Here is an 18,276-nt window from a genome sequence, read left to right on the forward strand (position 1 = left end):
ATGGTGATGCCGGGCGACAACGTGTCGATCACGGTGAAGCTGATCGCTCCGATCGCGATGGAAGAAGGTCTGCGCTTCGCGATCCGCGAAGGTGGCCGTACCGTCGGCGCCGGCGTCGTCGCCAAGATCATCGAGTAAGCCAGTTATTCGTTGATCGACAGTTTTGGGGCTGGCAGCAGCCGGCCCCAACATGGTTTAGGGGTATAGCTCAACTGGCAGAGCGTCGGTCTCCAAAACCGAAGGTTGGGGGTTCGATTCCCTCTGCCCCTGCCAAAAAATAGCCACGTGTCCTACGTGGCATTTGTTTTAAGGTGTTATGGCGAATCCATCCGTCGAAACTGTAAATACCTCCGGCGATAAGCTGATGCTGGCCCTGGGCGTATTGTTGGTCTTGGCCGGATTCGTGGGCTTCTTCTGGCTGGCCAATCAGCAGTGGTATGTCCGCGGTGCCGCGTTGGCGGTAGGTATCATCGCTGGCGTGGCCGTCGGGCTGATGTCCGCCCCTGGCAAGAGTCTCATCGCGTTTGCCAAGGATTCGTACAAGGAAGTCCGGAAGGTCGTATGGCCCACCCGCAAGGAGGCAACGCAAACCACACTCGTCGTGTTCGGTTTCGTGCTCGTGATGGCGATTTTCCTCTGGTTGAGTGACAAATCGATCGAATGGGTGATTTTCTCGGCGATTCTGGGTTGGAAATGATATGAGCGATACTCCGGCATCCCCGAGCGGAAAACGTTGGTACGTCGTGCACGCCTACTCCGGTATGGAGAAGAGCGTGCAACGTGCGCTTCAGGAGCGCATCGAACGTGCTGGCATGCAGGACAAATTCGGTCAGATCCTGGTCCCGACCGAAGAAGTGGTCGAAGTCAAAGGTGGCCACAAGGCTGTGACCGAGCGTCGTTTCTTCCCCGGCTACGTGCTGGTGGAAATGGAAATGACGGACGAAACGTGGCACCTCGTGAAGAACACCGCGAAGGTCACCGGTTTCGTCGGCGGTGCACGTAACCGCCCGACCCCGATTTCCCCGAAGGAAGTCGAGAAGATCATGTCGCAGATGCAGGAAGGCGTCGAAAAGCCGCGCCCGAAGACCCTGTTCGAAGTCGGCGAGATGGTGCGTGTCAAGGAAGGCCCGTTCACGGACTTCAACGGCACCGTCGAAGAAGTCAACTACGAGAAATCGCGCGTGCGTGTGTCGGTCACCATTTTTGGCCGCTCCACCCCGGTCGAACTCGAGTTCGGTCAGGTCGAAAAAGTTTGATCCCGATTCGGTGGGCAGCCTTGGCTGCCCACCTTCGCGCTTACGGCCCGCGTCATGGCCGTTGAGGAGCGTCAGTAGCCTGCGGCGAAAGCGCGTTATCACTCACCGAACGCCTTCTCCGGCGTTCCAATGAGGTTTCAAATGGCAAAGAAGATTATCGGCTTTATCAAGCTGCAGATCCCTGCAGGTAAAGCCAACCCGTCGCCGCCGGTCGGTCCGGCACTGGGCCAGCGCGGCCTGAACATCATGGAGTTCTGCAAGGCGTTCAACGCGCAGACTCAAGGCATGGAGCCGGGTCTGCCGGTGCCGGTGGTCATCACGGCATTCGCTGACAAGAGCTTCACGTTCGTGATGAAGACGCCGCCGGCGACCGTCCTGATCAAGAAGGCGGCGAAGGTGGACAAGGGCTCGAGCAAGCCGCACACCGACAAGGTCGGTTCGATCACGCGCGCTCAAGCCGAAGAAATCGCGAAGACCAAGATGCCGGACCTTACGGCAGCTGATCTGGACGCAGCCGTTCGCACCATCGCTGGTAGCGCACGCTCGATGGGTATCACTGTGGAGGGCGTGTAAATGGCTAAGATCTCCAAGCGCCGTCAGGCATTTGCCGCCAAGGTCGACCGTCAGAAGCTGTACGCGATCGAAGACGCACTGAGCCTCGTGAAGGAATGCGCGAGCGCGAAGTTCGACGAGTCGATCGACGTCGCAGTCCAGCTCGGCATCGATGCGAAGAAGTCGGACCAGGTCGTTCGTGGTTCGGTCGTTCTGCCGGCAGGTACGGGCAAGTCGGTTCGCGTTGCCGTGTTCGCGCAAGGCGAGAAGGCCGAGCAGGCTCGTGCAGCAGGCGCGGAAATCGTCGGTATGGAAGACCTGGCTGAGCAGATCAAGGCTGGCCAGATGGACTTCGACATCGTGATCGCGTCGCCGGACACGATGCGTATCGTCGGTACGCTCGGCCAGATCCTCGGCCCGCGCGGCCTGATGCCGAACCCGAAGGTCGGTACGGTCACGCCGGACGTTGCAACCGCCGTCAAGAACGCGAAGGCTGGTCAGGTGCAATTCCGTGTCGACAAGGCCGGTATCATTCACGCGACCATCGGCCGTGCATCGTTCGAGCCGAGCGCGCTGCGTTCGAACCTGTCGGCGCTGGTCGAAGCGCTGCAGAAGGCAAAGCCGGCAACGAGCAAGGGCGTGTACCTGCGCAAGATCGCACTGTCGAGCACGATGGGCGTCGGCGTGCGTGTCGACCAGGCTACGCTGGCAGCGCAGTAAGCAAGTATTCGGGCCGCTTCGTTCGCGAAGCGGCCTACATGGGCTTTGGGCGGTTGTTCGTGCAGTAGGGTGAACAACCGGTTATCAAAGACCGTTGGTGGGGCGCAGCAGTCAGGCGATCCCTTAATTCAAGCCAACGCAGATGGCGAACCCGAAAAAGTTTTGCAGTGGTGAAGCCGCAGGCCGCGAAGCGATTCGCGGCGTGAGGTGGAAATACTCCTAACGAGGTCGGACGCCGTTGTTGAACGAGGTACGTGAGGTTTCGGCCATACCGGCCACGCCGAACGTATCGTTTCTGGAGGCTAACCGTGCCGCTTAATAGAGAAGACAAGCAAGCCGTCGTCGCTGAGGTTTCCGCGCAAGTCGCGAAGGCCCAGACCGTTGTGCTGGCTGAGTATCGTGGAATTGCGGTTGGCGATCTGACCAAGCTGCGCGCGAAAGCGCGTGAGCAACAGGTTTACCTGCGCGTGTTGAAGAACACGCTGGCGCGTCGCGCTGTCGAAGGTACGCCGTTTGCTCCGCTGGCAGAGCAGATGACTGGCCCGTTGATCTACGGCATCTCGGAAGATGCAATTGCTGCTGCTAAGGTCGTCAACGACTTCAGCAAGAGCAATGACAAGTTGGTCATCAAGGCTGGTTCGTTCGATGGCAAGGTGATGGACAAGGCTGGCGTGCAAGCGCTGGCAAGCATCCCGAGCCGCGAAGAACTGCTCTCGAAGCTGCTGTTCGTTATGCAATCGCCTGTTTCGGGCTTCGCGCGTGCTCTCGCCGCGCTGGCCGAGAAGAAGCAAGCAGAAGCTGCGTAATCGAACGTGCATCAGCGTCATTGATCGCTGGCTGTATCCGAATTCAATTTAGGAGTATTTCAAATGGCAATCGCAAAAGAAGACATCCTGGCAGCAGTCGAAGGGATGACCGTTCTGGAACTGAACGAACTGGTCAAGGCGTTCGAAGAGAAGTTTGGCGTGTCGGCAGCTGCAGTGGCAGTCGCTGGCCCGGCAGGCGGCGGCGCAGCTGCTGCAGCAGAAGAGAAGACCGAATTCACGGTCGTCCTGGCTGAAGCCGGCGCCAACAAGGTTTCGGTCATCAAGGCCGTTCGCGAACTGACGGGCCTGGGCCTGAAGGAAGCGAAGGACCTGGTTGACGGTGCACCGAAGCCCGTCAAGGAAGGCGTCGACAAGGCTGCTGCTGAAGAAGCCAAGAAGAAGCTGGAAGAAGCTGGCGCGAAGGTCGAAGTCAAGTAAGTTTCGGCGCGCTGTGCGAAGGCTGGCGGTATTTTCACCGCCGGCCTTTTTGTGCTTTGTGGGGACGTTATTCTGGCACTCATTCGGGAGCCCGAATAATCGGCCCCAGAAGCCAAAGAAAACCGCCTGATCGTTGTGATGAATCACTCACGATTGGCGGTTCTCTTTGTCTTCTGAAGCGACTGCAGAAGGCAAGTTTGGTCGGGTAGCGGGCAACACAGGCATCCGCTGCCGTCAGCCAGCGGTTGGTAGCGGCCAACCACCAAGCTTCTCGGCTCGTTCAAGCCGTCGAACGGCCATCGGGTCTCAGTCGGTGAACACTCGGGTTTGAAACGTCCAGGTATTCCGCCTCGATAGCACCCGCCGTGATTCGGAGATCGTATGCAATATTCCTTCACCGAGAAGAAGCGCATTCGCAAGAGTTTCGCGAAGCGCCCCATCGTTCACCAAGTTCCGTTCTTGCTGGCTACCCAGCTTGAATCATTCAGCACGTTTCTGCAAGCCGATGTGCCGGCGACACAACGCAAGCCCGAAGGTTTGCAGGCCGCGTTCACATCGGTATTTCCCATTGTTTCGCACAACGGTTTCGCGCGCCTCGAGTTCGTGAGCTATGCGCTGTCCTCGCCGGCATTCAACATCAAGGAATGCCAGCAGCGTGGCCTGACGTACTGCTCCGCGCTGCGCGCGAAGGTCCGCCTCGTCATCCTCGACAAGGAATCGCCGAACAAGCCGGTCGTCAAGGAAGTGAAGGAGCAGGAAGTGTACATGGGCGAAATTCCGCTCATGACGCCGACGGGCTCGTTCGTCATCAACGGCACCGAGCGTGTCATCGTCTCGCAGCTGCACCGTTCGCCGGGCGTGTTCTTCGAACACGACAAGGGCAAGACGCACAGCTCGGGCAAGCTGCTGTTCTCGGCACGGATCATTCCGTACCGCGGCTCGTGGCTCGACTTCGAATTCGATCCGAAGGACATCCTGTACTTCCGCGTCGACCGTCGCCGCAAGATGCCGGTCACGATCCTGCTGAAGGCCATCGGCCTGACGCCGGAACAGATCCTCGCGAACTTCTTCGTGTTCGACAACTTCACGCTGATGGACGAAGGCGCGCAACTCGAGTTCGTGCCCGAGCGCCTGCGTGGTGAAGTCGCGCGTTTCGACATCACGGATCGCGACGGCAAGGTCATCGTCCAGAAGGACAAGCGGATCAACGCGAAGCACATTCGCGACCTCGAAGCCGCGAAGACCAAGTTCATCTCGGTGCCGGAAGACTATCTGCTCGGCCGCGTGCTGGCGAAGAACGTCGTCGACGGCGACACCGGCGAGGTGATCGCGAGCGCGAACGACGAAGTCACGGAAAGCGTGCTCGAGAAGCTGCGCGAAGCGGGCATCAAGGACATCCAGACGCTCTACACGAACGATCTGGATCAAGGCCCGTACATCTCGTCGACGCTGCGTGTCGACGAAACGACGGACCGGACGGCCGCGCGCATCGCGATCTACCGCATGATGCGTCCGGGCGAGCCGCCGACCGAAGAAGCGGTCGAAGCCCTGTTCAACCGCCTGTTCTACAGCGAAGAAGCGTACGACCTGTCGAAGGTCGGCCGCATGAAGTTCAACCGCCGCGTCGGCCGTGACGAGATCGTCGGCCCGATGACGCTGCAGGACGACGACATCCTCGCGACGATCAAGATCCTCGTCGAGCTGCGCAACGGCAAGGGCGAAGTGGACGATATCGACCACCTCGGCAACCGTCGCGTGCGTTGCGTCGGCGAACTGGCGGAAAACCAGTTCCGCGCGGGTCTCGTGCGTGTCGAGCGCGCGGTCAAGGAACGCCTCGGCCAGGCCGAAAGCGAAAACCTGATGCCGCACGACCTGATCAACTCGAAGCCGATTTCGTCGGCGATCCGCGAGTTCTTCGGTTCGTCGCAGCTGTCGCAGTTCATGGACCAGACCAACCCGCTGTCGGAAATCACGCACAAGCGCCGTGTTTCCGCACTGGGCCCGGGCGGTCTGACGCGCGAGCGCGCAGGCTTCGAAGTCCGCGACGTGCACCCGACCCACTACGGCCGCGTGTGCCCGATCGAAACGCCGGAAGGTCCGAACATCGGCCTGATCAACTCGCTCGCACTGTACGCGCACCTGAACGAATACGGCTTCCTCGAGACGCCGTACCGCAAGGTCGTGGACAGCAAGGTGACCGACCAGATCGACTACCTGTCGGCGATCGAGGAAGGCCGCTACATGATCGCTCAGGCGAACGCCGCGATCGACGAGAACGGCACGCTGATCGACGAACTCGTGTCGTCGCGGGAAGCCGGCGAAACGATGATGGTCACGCCGGACCGTATCCAGTACATGGACGTCGCGCCGTCGCAGATCGTGTCGGTTGCCGCATCGCTGATCCCGTTCCTCGAGCACGATGACGCGAACCGTGCACTGATGGGTTCGAACATGCAGCGTCAGGCCGTGCCGTGTCTGCGTCCGGAAAAGCCGGTCGTCGGTACGGGCATCGAGCGCACCTGCGCGGTCGACTCGGGTACGACGGTCCAGGCGTTCCGCGGCGGTGTGGTCGACTACGTCGACGCAGGCCGTATCGTGATTCGCGTGAACGACGACGAAGCGGTCGCAGGTGAAGTCGGTGTCGACATCTACAACCTGATCAAGTACACGCGTTCGAACCAGAACACGAACATCAACCAGCGTCCGATCGTGAAGATGGGCGACAAGGTCTCGCGCGGCGACGTGCTGGCCGACGGCGCCTCGACGGACCTGGGCGAGCTCGCGCTCGGCCAGAACATGCTGATCGCGTTCATGCCGTGGAACGGCTACAACTTCGAGGATTCGATCCTGATCTCGGAGAAGGTGGTCGCGGACGATCGCTACACGTCGATCCACATCGAAGAGCTGAACGTCGTTGCACGCGACACGAAGCTCGGGCCGGAAGAAATCACGCGCGACATCTCGAACCTGGCGGAAGTCCAGCTCGGCCGTCTCGACGAATCGGGCATCGTGTACATCGGTGCGGAAGTCGAAGCAGGCGACGTGCTGGTCGGCAAGGTCACGCCGAAGGGCGAGACCCAGCTGACGCCGGAAGAGAAGCTGCTGCGCGCGATCTTCGGCGAGAAGGCTTCGGACGTGAAGGACACGTCGCTGCGCGTGCCGTCGGGCATGAGCGGCACCGTGATCGACGTCCAGGTGTTCACGCGTGAAGGCATCCAGCGCGACAAGCGTGCGCAACAGATCATCGACGACGAACTGAAGCGTTACCGTCTCGACTTGAACGACCAGCTGCGCATCGTGGAAGGCGACGCGTTCCAGCGTCTCGCACGCATGCTGGTGGGCAAGGTCGCGAACGGCGGTCCGAAGAAGCTCGCGAAGGGCACGAAGATCGACCAGGCTTACCTGGAAGACCTCGATCACTACCACTGGTTCGACATCCGCCTCGCGGACGACGAAGCAGCGGCATCGCTCGAAGCGATCAAGAACTCGATCGAAGAGAAGCGTCACCAGTTCGACCTCGCGTTCGAAGAGAAGCGCAAGAAGCTCACGCAAGGCGACGAACTGCCGCCGGGCGTGCTGAAGATGGTCAAGGTGTACCTCGCGGTGAAGCGCCGTCTGCAGCCTGGCGACAAGATGGCAGGCCGTCACGGTAACAAGGGTGTCGTGTCGAAGATCGTTCCGATCGAAGACATGCCGTACATGGCCGATGGCCGTCCGGCAGACGTCGTGCTGAACCCGCTCGGCGTGCCGTCGCGGATGAACGTGGGTCAGGTTCTGGAAGTGCACCTCGGCTGGGCCGCGAAGGGCCTCGGCTGGCGTATCGGCGAAATGCTGCAGCGTCAGGCGAAGATCGAGGAAATGCGCACGTTCCTGACGAAGATCTACAACGAGTCGGGCCGCCAGGAAGATCTGGAAAGCTTCACCGACGAAGAGATCCTCGAACTCGCGAAGAACCTGCGCGAAGGCGTGCCGTTCGCGACGCCGGTGTTCGACGGTGCGACCGAGGAAGAAATGGGCAAGATGCTCGACCTCGCGTTCCCGGACGACATCGCCGAACAGCTCGGCATGAACCCGTCGAAGAACCAGGTCCGCCTGTACGACGGCCGCACGGGTGAAATGTTCGAACGTCGCGTGACGCTCGGCTACATGCACTACCTGAAGCTGCACCACTTGGTCGACGACAAGATGCACGCGCGTTCGACCGGCCCGTACTCGCTCGTCACGCAGCAGCCGCTGGGTGGTAAGGCGCAGTTCGGTGGCCAGCGTTTCGGTGAAATGGAAGTGTGGGCACTCGAAGCGTACGGCGCGTCCTACGTGCTGCAGGAAATGCTGACGGTGAAGTCGGACGACGTGAACGGCCGGACGAAGGTTTACGAGAACCTCGTCAAGGGCGATCACGTCATCGATGCAGGCATGCCGGAATCCTTCAACGTGCTCGTGAAGGAAATCCGCTCGCTCGGTATCGATATCGATCTCGACCGCAATTAATCGGACTACGGAGAGAAAGCAATGAAAGCTCTGCTCGATCTATTCAAGCAAGTCCAACAGGAAGAAGTTTTCGACGCGATCAAGATCGGTCTGGCCTCGCCCGACAAGATCCGTTCGTGGTCGTTCGGCGAAGTGAAGAAGCCGGAGACCATCAACTACCGTACGTTCAAGCCGGAACGCGATGGTCTCTTCTGCGCGAAGATCTTCGGGCCGATCAAGGACTACGAGTGCCTGTGCGGCAAGTACAAGCGCCTGAAGCACCGCGGCGTGATCTGCGAGAAGTGCGGCGTCGAAGTGACGCTGGCGAAGGTGCGTCGCGAACGGATGGGCCACATCGAGCTGGCCTCGCCGGTCGCGCACATCTGGTTCCTGAAGTCGCTGCCGTCGCGTCTGGGCATGGTGCTCGACATGACGCTGCGCGACATCGAACGCGTGCTGTACTTCGAAGCGTACGTGGTGATCGAACCGGGCATGACGCCGCTGAAGGCGCGGCAGATCATGACCGAAGAGGATTACTACAACAAGGTCGAGGAATACGGCGACGAATTCCGTGCCGAAATGGGCGCGGAAGGCGTGCGTGAACTGCTGCGCGCGATCAACATCGACGAGCAGGTCGAGACGCTGCGCACCGAGCTGAAGAACACCGGCTCGGAAGCGAAGATCAAGAAGTACGCGAAGCGCCTGAAGGTCCTCGAGGCATTCCAGCGCTCGGGCATCAAGCCCGAGTGGATGATCCTCGAAGTGCTGCCGGTGCTGCCGCCGGAACTGCGTCCGCTCGTGCCGCTGGACGGCGGCCGTTTCGCGACGTCGGACCTGAACGACCTGTATCGCCGCGTGATCAACCGTAACAACCGGTTGAAGCGTCTGCTCGAGCTGAAGGCGCCTGAAATCATCGTCCGCAACGAAAAGCGGATGCTGCAGGAGGCCGTCGACTCGCTGCTCGACAACGGTCGTCGCGGCAAGGCGATGACGGGCGCGAACAAGCGTCCGCTGAAGTCGCTCGCCGACATGATCAAGGGCAAGGGCGGGCGTTTCCGTCAGAACCTGCTGGGCAAGCGCGTCGACTACTCGGGCCGTTCGGTCATCGTGGTCGGCCCGACGCTGAAGCTGCACCAGTGCGGCCTGCCGAAGCTGATGGCGCTCGAGCTGTTCAAGCCGTTCATCTTCAACAAGCTGGAAGTGATGGGCGTCGCGACGACCATCAAGGCTGCGAAGAAGGAAGTCGAGAACCAGACGCCGGTGGTGTGGGACATCCTCGAAGAGGTGATCCGCGAGCACCCGGTGATGCTGAACCGTGCGCCGACGCTGCACCGTCTCGGTATCCAGGCGTTCGAGCCGGTGCTGATCGAAGGCAAGGCGATTCAGCTGCACCCGCTCGTCTGCGCGGCGTTCAACGCCGACTTCGACGGTGACCAGATGGCCGTTCACGTGCCGCTGTCGCTCGAAGCGCAGATGGAAGCGCGCACGCTGATGCTGGCGTCGAACAACGTGCTGTTCCCGGCCAACGGCGATCCGTCGATCGTGCCGTCGCAGGATATCGTGCTGGGTCTGTACTACGCGACCCGCGAAGCGGTCAACGGCAAGGGCGAAGGCCTGTCGTTCACGGGCGTGTCGGAAGTGATCCGCGCGTACGAGAACAAGGAAGTCGAGCTGGCCTCGCGCGTCAACGTGCGGATCACCGAAATGGTCCACAACGAGGACACGTCGGAAGGCGCGCCGCCGTTCGTGCCGAAGATCTCGCTGTACGCGACGACCGTCGGTCGCGCGATCCTGTCGGAGATCCTGCCGCACGGCCTGCCGTTCTCGGTGCTGAACAAGCCGCTGAAGAAGAAGGAAATCTCGCGCCTGATCAACACCGCGTTCCGCAAGTGCGGTCTGCGCGCGACGGTGGTGTTCGCCGACCAGCTGATGCAGTCGGGTTTCCGTCTCGCGACGCGTGCCGGCATCTCGATCTGCGTGGACGACATGCTCGTGCCGCCGCAGAAGGAAACGATCGTCGGCGACGCCGCGAAGAAGGTGAAGGAGTACGACCGCCAGTACATGTCGGGTCTCGTCACCGCGCAGGAACGCTACAACAACGTGGTCGACATCTGGTCGGCAACGTCGGAAGCGGTCGGCAAGGCGATGATGGAGCAGCTGTCGACGGAGCCGGTGACGGACCGCGACGGCAACGAGACGCGCCAGGAGTCGTTCAACTCGATCTACATGATGGCCGACTCGGGCGCCCGGGGTTCGGCGGTTCAGATTCGTCAGCTGGCCGGTATGCGGGGCCTGATGGCGAAGCCGGACGGCTCGATTATCGAGACGCCGATTACCGCGAACTTCCGCGAAGGTCTGAACGTGTTGCAGTACTTCATCTCGACCCACGGTGCACGTAAGGGTCTGGCTGATACGGCACTGAAGACCGCGAACTCGGGTTACCTGACGCGTCGTCTGGTCGACGTCACGCAGGATCTGGTCGTGGTGGAAGACGATTGCGGCACGTCGAACGGCGTGGCGATGAAGGCGCTCGTCGAAGGCGGTGAAGTCGTTGAAGCGCTGCGCGACCGTATCCTCGGCCGCGTCGCGGTGGCGGACGTCGTGAACCCGGAAACGCAGGAAACGCTGTACGAATCGGGCACGCTGCTCGACGAAACGGCGGTCGAGGAAATCGAACGCCTCGGCATCGACGAAGTGCGCGTGCGCACGCCGCTGACCTGCGAAACGCGTTACGGCCTGTGCGCAGCCTGCTACGGCCGCGACCTCGGCCGCGGCTCGCTCGTGAACGTCGGCGAAGCAGTCGGCGTGATCGCGGCGCAGTCGATCGGTGAACCGGGCACGCAGCTGACGATGCGTACGTTCCACATCGGTGGTGCGGCATCGCGTGCGGCAGTGGCTTCGTCGGTCGAAGCGAAGAGCAACGGTATCGTCCGCTTCACGGCGACGATGCGCTACGTCACGAACGCGAAGGGCGAGCAGATCGTCATTTCCCGCTCGGGCGAAGCGATGATCACCGACGACTTCGGTCGCGAGCGCGAGCGTCACAAAGTGCCGTACGGCGCGACGCTGCTGCAGCTCGACGGCGCGACGATCAAGGCCGGTACGCAGCTCGCCACGTGGGATCCGCTGACGCGTCCGATCATCACCGAGTACGGTGGTACGGTGAAGTTCGAGAACGTCGAGGAAGGCGTGACCGTCGCGAAGCAGATCGACGACGTGACCGGCCTGTCGACGCTGGTCGTGATCGACGTGAAGCGTCGCGGTTCGCAGGCTTCGAAGAGCGTGCGTCCGCAGGTGAAGCTGCTCGACGCGAACGGCGAGGAAGTGAAGATTCCGGGCACGGAGCACGCGGTGCAGATCGGCTTCCAGGTCGGCGCACTGATCACCGTGAAGGATGGCCAGCAGGTGCAGGTCGGTGAAGTGCTCGCACGTATCCCGACGGAAGCGCAGAAGACGCGTGACATTACCGGCGGTCTGCCGCGGGTGGCGGAACTGTTCGAAGCGCGTTCGCCGAAGGATGCCGGCATTCTCGCGGAAGTCACCGGTACGACGTCGTTCGGTAAGGACACGAAGGGCAAGCAGCGTCTCGTCATCACGGATCTCGAGGGCAACCAGCACGAGTTCCTGATCGCGAAGGAAAAGCAGGTTCTGGTTCACGATGCCCAGGTCGTCAACAAGGGCGAAATGATCGTGGACGGTCCGGCCGATCCGCACGACATCCTGCGTTTGCAGGGTATCGAGGCGCTGTCGCGCTACATCGTCGACGAAGTGCAGGACGTGTACCGTCTGCAGGGCGTGAAGATCAACGACAAGCACATCGAGGTGATCGTTCGCCAGATGCTGCGTCGTGTGCAGATCACCGACAACGGCGATACGCGCTTCATCCCGGGCGAACAGGTCGAGCGTTCCGACATGCTGGACGAGAACGATCGCATGATCGCCGAGGGCAAGCGTCCGGCTTCGTACGACAACGTGCTGCTCGGTATCACGAAGGCGTCGCTGTCGACCGACTCGTTCATCTCCGCGGCATCGTTCCAGGAAACGACCCGCGTGCTGACCGAAGCGGCGATCATGGGCAAGCGCGACGATCTGCGTGGCCTGAAGGAAAACGTGATCGTCGGCCGTCTGATTCCGGCCGGTACGGGTCTCGCGTTCCACAAGGCACGCAAGGCGAAGGAATCGTCGGATCGCGAGCGTTTCGACCAGATCGCAGCGGAAGAGGCATTCGACTTCGGCACGCCGAGCGCGCCGGCAGAAGAGCCGCAACAGCACCCGGCAGCCGAGTAAGCGCGGGCGGCGCAAGCCGCCTTGCCTTGCTATCATCGCTGTCACCGAAACCGCCCGGTTCTGCCGGGCGGTTTTTTTTCATCCTTCGTTCACGTGCATGACGTGCCTGCGCAGCGCCGGCGCATGCCTCGCGATCGCGTCCCGTACGGGCGCGGCAGGCCCGTCATGCACGCGAACGAACCCTGACCGAATGGCCAACATCGCGCGATTCGCCACGCGTCGCGCGAGCGGGTTGTTAAAATTGCGGTCATCGCTTAGCCGTCCTTGGTCTCATTCATGTCCCGCGCCCTCGAAATACTCGACGAAGTCTTTGGTTATTCCGCCTTTCGCGGCCAGCAGGGCGAGATCGTCGAGCACGTCGCCGGCGGCGGCGATTGTCTCGTGCTGATGCCGACCGGTGGCGGCAAGTCGCTGTGCTACCAGATTCCCGCGCTGCTGCGCCGCGAGGCCGGGCAGGGCGCCGGCATCGTCGTGTCGCCGCTGATCGCGCTGATGCAGGACCAGGTCGCCGCGTTGAGCGAAGTCGGCGTGCGCGCGGCCTACCTGAATTCGACGCTGTCGGGCGCCGAGGCCGCGGCCACCGAGCGCGCGCTGCGCGAGGGCGAAATCGACCTGCTGTACGTCGCGCCGGAGCGGTTAATGACGGGACGCTTCCTCGAGCTGCTCGAGCGCGCGAAGATCGGCCTGTTCGCGATCGACGAAGCGCACTGCGTGTCGCAGTGGGGGCACGATTTCCGCCCGGAATACATCCAGCTGTCGGTGCTGCACGAGCGGTTCCCGTCGGTGCCGCGCATCGCGCTCACTGCCACGGCCGACGCGATCACGCGCGACGAGATCATCCATCGTCTCGCGCTCGACGATGCGCGCGTGTTCATATCGAGCTTCGACCGCCCGAACATCCGCTACCGGATCGTCGAAAAGGACAACGCGCGCTCGCAACTGCTCGATTTCATTCGCGCCGAGCACACGAATGCCGACGGCACGACGGACGCGGGTGTCGTCTATTGCCTGTCGCGCCGCAAGGTCGAGGAAACGGCCGAATGGCTGAAGGCGCAGGGCGTGCGCGCGCTGCCGTATCACGCGGGAATGGAGTTCGAGGTGCGGCAGAAGCACCAGGAAATGTTCCAGCGCGAGGAAGGCATCGTGATGTGCGCGACGATCGCGTTCGGCATGGGCATCGACAAGCCCGACGTGCGCTTCGTCGCGCACCTCGATTTGCCGAAGAGCGTCGAAGGCTACTACCAGGAAACCGGCCGCGCGGGCCGCGACGGGATGCCGGCGAACGCATGGATGGCGTATGGCCTCGGCGACGTCGTCCAGCAGCGCAAGATGATCGACGAGTCCGATGCGGACGACGCGCACAAGCGCGTGCAGACGTCGAAGCTCGACGCGCTGCTCGGGCTGTGCGAGACGATCTCGTGCCGCCGCGTGCGGCTGCTGAACTACTTCGGCGAGGCGAGCCAGCCGTGCGGAAACTGCGACACGTGCATCGAGCCGCCCGATTCATGGGACGCGACGCGCGAGGCGCAGATGGCGCTGTCGTGCGTGTTCCGTGCGCAGCGCGCGAGCGGCTTCAATTTCGGCTCGAGCCATCTGATCGAGATCCTGCGCGGCGGGCGCACCGAGAAGGTGTTGCAGCGCGGCCACGACCAGCTCAGCACGTTCGGGATCGGCGCGTCGTTGTCCGAGGCCGAGTGGCGCGCGATTTTCCGGCAGCTGGTCGCGTACGGTTATCTGGCGGTCGACCATGGCGGCTTCGGCGCGCTCATGCTCACCGAGGCCGCGAAGCCGGTGCTGAAGAACGAGGAGAAGGTCACGCTGCGCCGCTACGTGAAGCCGCAGCGCACCCGCCAGTCGTCGAGCCGCAGCGGCACGCGCGTCGACCCGACGGCCGGCATGGGCACGCGCGAGCGCGCACGCTGGGACGCGCTGCGCGCGTGGCGCGCGGAAACCGCGAAGTCCGACGGCGTGCCGGCCTACGTGATCTTCCACGATGCGACGCTCGCCGAGATCGCGCGCAACGCGCCGGAGACGATCGAAGACCTACGCCATATCCCCGGCATGGGCGTGCGCAAGCTCGAGCGCTTCGGCGACGAGATCATCGACGTCGTCGAATCGGCGTGACACAGGTGTTCCGACCCTTCCGGTAAACCGCCCATGCGGCCAGTAAATCACGCAAGCCGTTGACTTAGTTGGCATTTCCGGAATATTATGCTGGGTTCCGGTATTCGGCGGGCCGAGTCGCGTTCGAAGGTTCGTGTCCGTCTCGCCGGTTCGGAAGTCAACTGCGCGCCGATTCTCGCTTTGCCCGAAATCGCTGTGCAGATTTTGTTCAATTTCAGGAATAAACAATGCCAACCATCAACCAACTGGTTCGCAAAGGCCGTCAGTCGGAAACGACGAAGAGCAAGAGCCCGGCCCTGCAGGACTGCCCCCAGCGTCGCGGCGTGTGCACCCGTGTGTACACGACGACGCCTAAGAAGCCTAACTCGGCACTCCGTAAGGTTGCCAAGGTTCGTCTGACGAACGGCTTCGAAGTGATTTCGTACATCGGCGGTGAAGGCCACAACCTGCAGGAGCACTCGGTTGTGCTGATCCGCGGCGGCCGTGTGAAGGACTTGCCGGGTGTGCGTTACCACATGGTTCGCGGCTCGCTGGATACCCAGGGCGTCAAGGACCGTAAGCAAGCGCGCTCGAAGTACGGCGCGAAGCGTGCAAAGGCTGCCAAGTAAGCAGTTTTTGATCAGGGATCGCCCCAGGGCGGTCGAGGCGGGAGTGCCGGATTGCCGGTGCTGTCGAGTAAGTGGTCACCCGGCCAAGCTGGTTAGTCGTGAAGATGTGATCGGGTTTGTTGGTGGCCGCGGAGCTGAATCCAGCTCCAACTGAACAAGTAAAGGAAGAATCATGCCGCGTCGTCGCGAAGTCCCCAAGCGGGAAGTGTTGCCGGATCCGAAGTTCGGTAACGTTGATGTTGCCAAGTTCATGAACATGCTGATGCTGTCCGGCAAGAAGTCGGTCGCAGAGCGCATCGTTTATGGCGCATTCGAACAGATCCAGACCAAGGGTGGCAAGGACCCGCTGGAAGTGTTCACGGTTGCGCTCAACAACGTGAAGCCGGTGGTCGAAGTGAAGAGCCGCCGCGTTGGTGGTGCCAACTATCAAGTTCCGGTCGAAGTGCGCCCGTCGCGTCGTATGGCATTGGCGATGCGCTGGCTGCGTGAGGCTGCGAAGAAGCGTAGCGAGAAGTCGATGGCTCTGCGTCTGGCAGGTGAACTCTCCGAAGCGGCCGAAGGCCGTGGCGGCGCGATGAAGAAGCGCGACGAAGTTCACCGCATGGCAGAAGCCAACCGCGCGTTCTCGCATTTCCGTTTCTAAGCGCCTGGCTGGGCTGTTTGCGGAAATAAATTCCGGGCGGGTGCGCTTTTCAGGCGCCTCGCCCGTTTGTGTTGAAGCGTGATGCAGCAGGGCTGCGTCGCGTCATCCCAGTAGAGGATCAAAGTGGCTCGCAAGACTCCTATCGAGCGCTACCGCAATATCGGTATTAGCGCTCACATCGACGCCGGCAAGACGACGACGACCGAGCGCATTCTGTTTTACACCGGTGTGAACCACAAGATCGGTGAAGTCCACGACGGCGCAGCCACGATGGACTGGATGGAGCAGGAACAAGAGCGTGGCATCACGATCACGTCCGCTGCTACCACGGCCTTCTGGAAGGGCATGGGCGGCAACTATCCGGAACACCGCATCAACATCATCGACACCCCGGGCCACGTCGACTTCACGATCGAAGTGGAGCGCTCGATGCGCGTGCTCGACGGCGCGTGCATGGTGTACTGCGCAGTGGGCGGCGTGCAGCCGCAGTCGGAAACGGTGTGGCGCCAGGCGAACAAGTACAAGGTGCCGCGTCTCGCGTTCGTCAACAAGATGGACCGTACCGGCGCGAACTTCTTCAAGGTCTACGACCAGCTCCGTCTGCGCCTGAAGGCGAACCCGGTTCCGGTCGTGGTGCCGATCGGTGCGGAAGAAGGCTTCAAGGGCGTCGTCGACCTGATCAAGATGAAGGCGATCATTTGGGACGAAGCGTCGCAAGGTACCAAGTTCGACTACGTGGACATCCCGGCGGAACTCGTCGACACGTGCAACGAATGGCGTGAAAAGATGGTCGAAGCGGCTGCAGAGTCGAGTGAAGACCTGATGAACAAGTACCTGGAAGCGGGCGAGCTGTCCGAAGCCGAGATCGTCAAGGGTCTGCGCGACCGTACGATCGCGTGCGAAATCCAGCCGATGCTGTGCGGCACCGCGTTCAAGAACAAGGGCGTGCAGCGCATGCTCGACGCCGTGATCGATTTCCTGCCGTCGCCGGTCGATATTCCGCCGGTTACGGGTGAACTCGAAAACGGCGAGAAGACGGAGCGCCGTGCGGCCGACGACGAAAAGTTCGCGGCACTCGCGTTCAAGATCATGACCGACCCGTTCGTCGGCCAGCTGATCTTCTTCCGCGTCTACTCGGGCGTGGTGAATTCGGGCGATACGCTGCTCAATGCGACCAAGGACAAGAAGGAACGTCTCGGCCGTATTCTGCAGATGCACGCGAACCAGCGTGAAGAAATCAAGGAAGTTCGCGCTGGCGATATCGCTGCCGCGGTCGGCCTGAAGGAAGCGACCACGGGCGACACGCTGTGCGATCCGGCTCACCCGATCGTGCTCGAACGCATGATTTTCCCGGAGCCGGTGATTTCGCAGGCAGTCGAGCCGAAGACGAAGGCTGACCAGGAGAAGATGGGCCTGGCGCTCAACCGTCTCGCTCAGGAAGATCCGTCGTTCCGCGTGCAGACCGACGAAGAATCGGGTCAAACGATCATTTCGGGTATGGGCGAGCTCCACCTCGAAATTCTGGTCGACCGGATGAAGCGTGAATTCGGCGTGGAAGCGACCGTCGGCAAGCCGCAGGTTGCCTACCGCGAAACCATTCGCAAGTCGGCCGCGGACGTGGAAGGCAAGTTCGTCAAGCAGTCGGGTGGCCGTGGTCAGTATGGTCATGCGGTCATTACGCTCGAGCGCAGCGAACTGGGCAAGGGCTACGAGTTCATCGACGCGATCAAGGGCGGCGTGATTCCGCGCGAATACATCCCGTCGGTTGACAAGGGTATCCAGGAAACGCTGAAGAGCGGCGTGCTGGCAGGCTTCCCGGTCGTCGACGTGAAGGTCACGCTGACGTTCGGTTCGTACCACGACGTCGACTCGAACGAAAATGCGTTCCGCATGGCTGGTTCGATGGCGTTCAAGGAAGCGATGCGCCGCGCTGATCCGGTTCTGCTCGAGCCGATGATGGCCGTGGAAGTGGAAACGCCGGAAGACTTCATGGGTAACGTGATGGGCGACCTGTCGGGTCGTCGCGGCATCATCCAGGGTATGGATGACATGGTGGGCGGCGGCAAGATCGTGCGCGCCGAAGTGCCGTTGTCGGAAATGTTCGGCTATTCCACGTCGCTGCGTTCGCTGACGCAGGGTCGCGCAACGTACACGATGGAGTTCAAGCACTACGCTGAAGCCCCGAAGAACGTTGCAGAAGCGATCATCAGCGCGAAGTCGAAGTAATTCGCTATCACAATCGATTATTTTTGAAAGAAGAGAATCATGGCAAAAGGTAAATTCGAGCGGACCAAGCCGCACGTGAACGTTGGTACGATTGGTCACGTTGACCACGGCAAGACGACGCTGACGGCAGCGATCACGACGGTTCTGAC

At 61.6% G+C, this 18,276-nt stretch carries 13 protein-coding genes, 1 tRNA gene and 1 pseudogene; all 15 read left to right on the plus strand.

The window, feature by feature from the left end:
* Nucleotides 1-138 (plus strand): annotated as a pseudogene (locus HWW87_RS36710) (elongation factor Tu); the annotation flags it as partial.
* Between the two features lie 59 nt (nt 139-197).
* Nucleotides 198-273, plus strand: a tRNA-Trp gene (locus HWW87_RS36715).
* A gap of 43 nt (nt 274-316) precedes the next feature.
* Nucleotides 317-697 (plus strand): preprotein translocase subunit SecE, encoded by a 381-nt coding sequence (gene secE / locus HWW87_RS36720; RefSeq protein WP_006482892.1) that lies wholly within the window; start codon nt 317-319, stop codon nt 695-697.
* A 1-nt stretch (nt 698) separates the two neighbouring features.
* On the plus strand, nt 699-1,256 hold the full coding sequence (gene nusG, locus HWW87_RS36725; protein ID WP_006400672.1) for a transcription termination/antitermination protein NusG: 558 nt from the start codon (nt 699-701) through the stop codon (nt 1,254-1,256).
* A 141-nt stretch (nt 1,257-1,397) separates the two neighbouring features.
* A complete protein-coding gene (rplK, locus tag HWW87_RS36730) occupies nt 1,398-1,829 on the plus strand; it encodes a 50S ribosomal protein L11 (RefSeq protein WP_006477201.1) in 432 nt (143 codons plus the stop codon).
* Nucleotides 1,830-2,528, plus strand: coding sequence for a 50S ribosomal protein L1 (gene rplA, locus HWW87_RS36735; protein WP_174434631.1), 699 nt, complete (start codon nt 1,830-1,832; stop codon nt 2,526-2,528).
* Between the two features lie 308 nt (nt 2,529-2,836).
* Nucleotides 2,837-3,334 (plus strand): 50S ribosomal protein L10, encoded by a 498-nt coding sequence (gene rplJ, locus HWW87_RS36740; protein WP_021161756.1) that lies wholly within the window; start codon nt 2,837-2,839, stop codon nt 3,332-3,334.
* A 63-nt stretch (nt 3,335-3,397) separates the two neighbouring features.
* Entirely contained in the window at nt 3,398-3,772 is a 375-nt protein-coding gene (rplL, locus tag HWW87_RS36745; RefSeq protein WP_006477198.1) for a 50S ribosomal protein L7/L12, read from the plus strand.
* Nucleotides 3,773-4,153: 381 nt separating this feature from the next.
* Nucleotides 4,154-8,260, plus strand: a complete 4,107-nt coding sequence (gene rpoB, locus HWW87_RS36750; protein WP_175824369.1) for a DNA-directed RNA polymerase subunit beta — start codon at nt 4,154-4,156, stop codon at nt 8,258-8,260.
* Nucleotides 8,261-8,281: 21 nt separating this feature from the next.
* Nucleotides 8,282-12,526 (plus strand): DNA-directed RNA polymerase subunit beta', encoded by a 4,245-nt coding sequence (gene rpoC, locus HWW87_RS36755; RefSeq protein ID WP_175824370.1) that lies wholly within the window; start codon nt 8,282-8,284, stop codon nt 12,524-12,526.
* 276 nt (nt 12,527-12,802) lie between these two features.
* On the plus strand, nt 12,803-14,650 hold the full coding sequence (gene recQ, locus HWW87_RS36760) for a DNA helicase RecQ (protein WP_175824371.1): 1,848 nt from the start codon (nt 12,803-12,805) through the stop codon (nt 14,648-14,650).
* A gap of 227 nt (nt 14,651-14,877) precedes the next feature.
* Entirely contained in the window at nt 14,878-15,258 is a 381-nt protein-coding gene (gene rpsL, locus HWW87_RS36765) for a 30S ribosomal protein S12 (protein ID WP_006400662.1), read from the plus strand.
* 172 nt (nt 15,259-15,430) lie between these two features.
* Nucleotides 15,431-15,901, plus strand: coding sequence for a 30S ribosomal protein S7 (gene rpsG, locus HWW87_RS36770; protein WP_006477195.1), 471 nt, complete (start codon nt 15,431-15,433; stop codon nt 15,899-15,901).
* A gap of 123 nt (nt 15,902-16,024) precedes the next feature.
* Complete coding sequence (fusA, locus tag HWW87_RS36775) at nt 16,025-18,127, plus strand: elongation factor G (protein ID WP_175824372.1); 2,103 nt, start codon at nt 16,025-16,027, stop codon at nt 18,125-18,127.
* A 39-nt stretch (nt 18,128-18,166) separates the two neighbouring features.
* The coding region (locus HWW87_RS36780) for a GTP-binding protein (protein WP_233461887.1) at nt 18,167-18,276 on the plus strand (110 nt) is incomplete at its 3' end.

Origin of the sequence: Burkholderia sp. BCC0419 (assembly GCF_902830285.1) — a bacterium.
In the GTDB taxonomy this organism is placed as follows: domain Bacteria; phylum Pseudomonadota; class Gammaproteobacteria; order Burkholderiales; family Burkholderiaceae; genus Burkholderia.

Bases quoted from the DNA above. Each gene is read 5' to 3' on its own strand.
- recQ (WP_175824371.1), top strand. From the start codon at position 12,803: ATGTCCCGCGCCCTCGAAATACTCGACGAAGTCTTTGGTTATTCCGCC.
- rpsL (WP_006400662.1), top strand. From the start codon at position 14,878: ATGCCAACCATCAACCAACTGGTTCGCAAAGGCCGTCAGTCGGAAACG.
- secE (WP_006482892.1), top strand. From the start codon at position 317: ATGGCGAATCCATCCGTCGAAACTGTAAATACCTCCGGCGATAAGCTG.
- nusG (WP_006400672.1), top strand. From the start codon at position 699: ATGAGCGATACTCCGGCATCCCCGAGCGGAAAACGTTGGTACGTCGTG.
- rpoB (WP_175824369.1), top strand. From the start codon at position 4,154: ATGCAATATTCCTTCACCGAGAAGAAGCGCATTCGCAAGAGTTTCGCG.
- rplL (WP_006477198.1), top strand. From the start codon at position 3,398: ATGGCAATCGCAAAAGAAGACATCCTGGCAGCAGTCGAAGGGATGACC.
- rplK (WP_006477201.1), top strand. From the start codon at position 1,398: ATGGCAAAGAAGATTATCGGCTTTATCAAGCTGCAGATCCCTGCAGGT.
- rpsG (WP_006477195.1), top strand. From the start codon at position 15,431: ATGCCGCGTCGTCGCGAAGTCCCCAAGCGGGAAGTGTTGCCGGATCCG.
- rplA (WP_174434631.1), top strand. From the start codon at position 1,830: ATGGCTAAGATCTCCAAGCGCCGTCAGGCATTTGCCGCCAAGGTCGAC.
- rpoC (WP_175824370.1), top strand. From the start codon at position 8,282: ATGAAAGCTCTGCTCGATCTATTCAAGCAAGTCCAACAGGAAGAAGTT.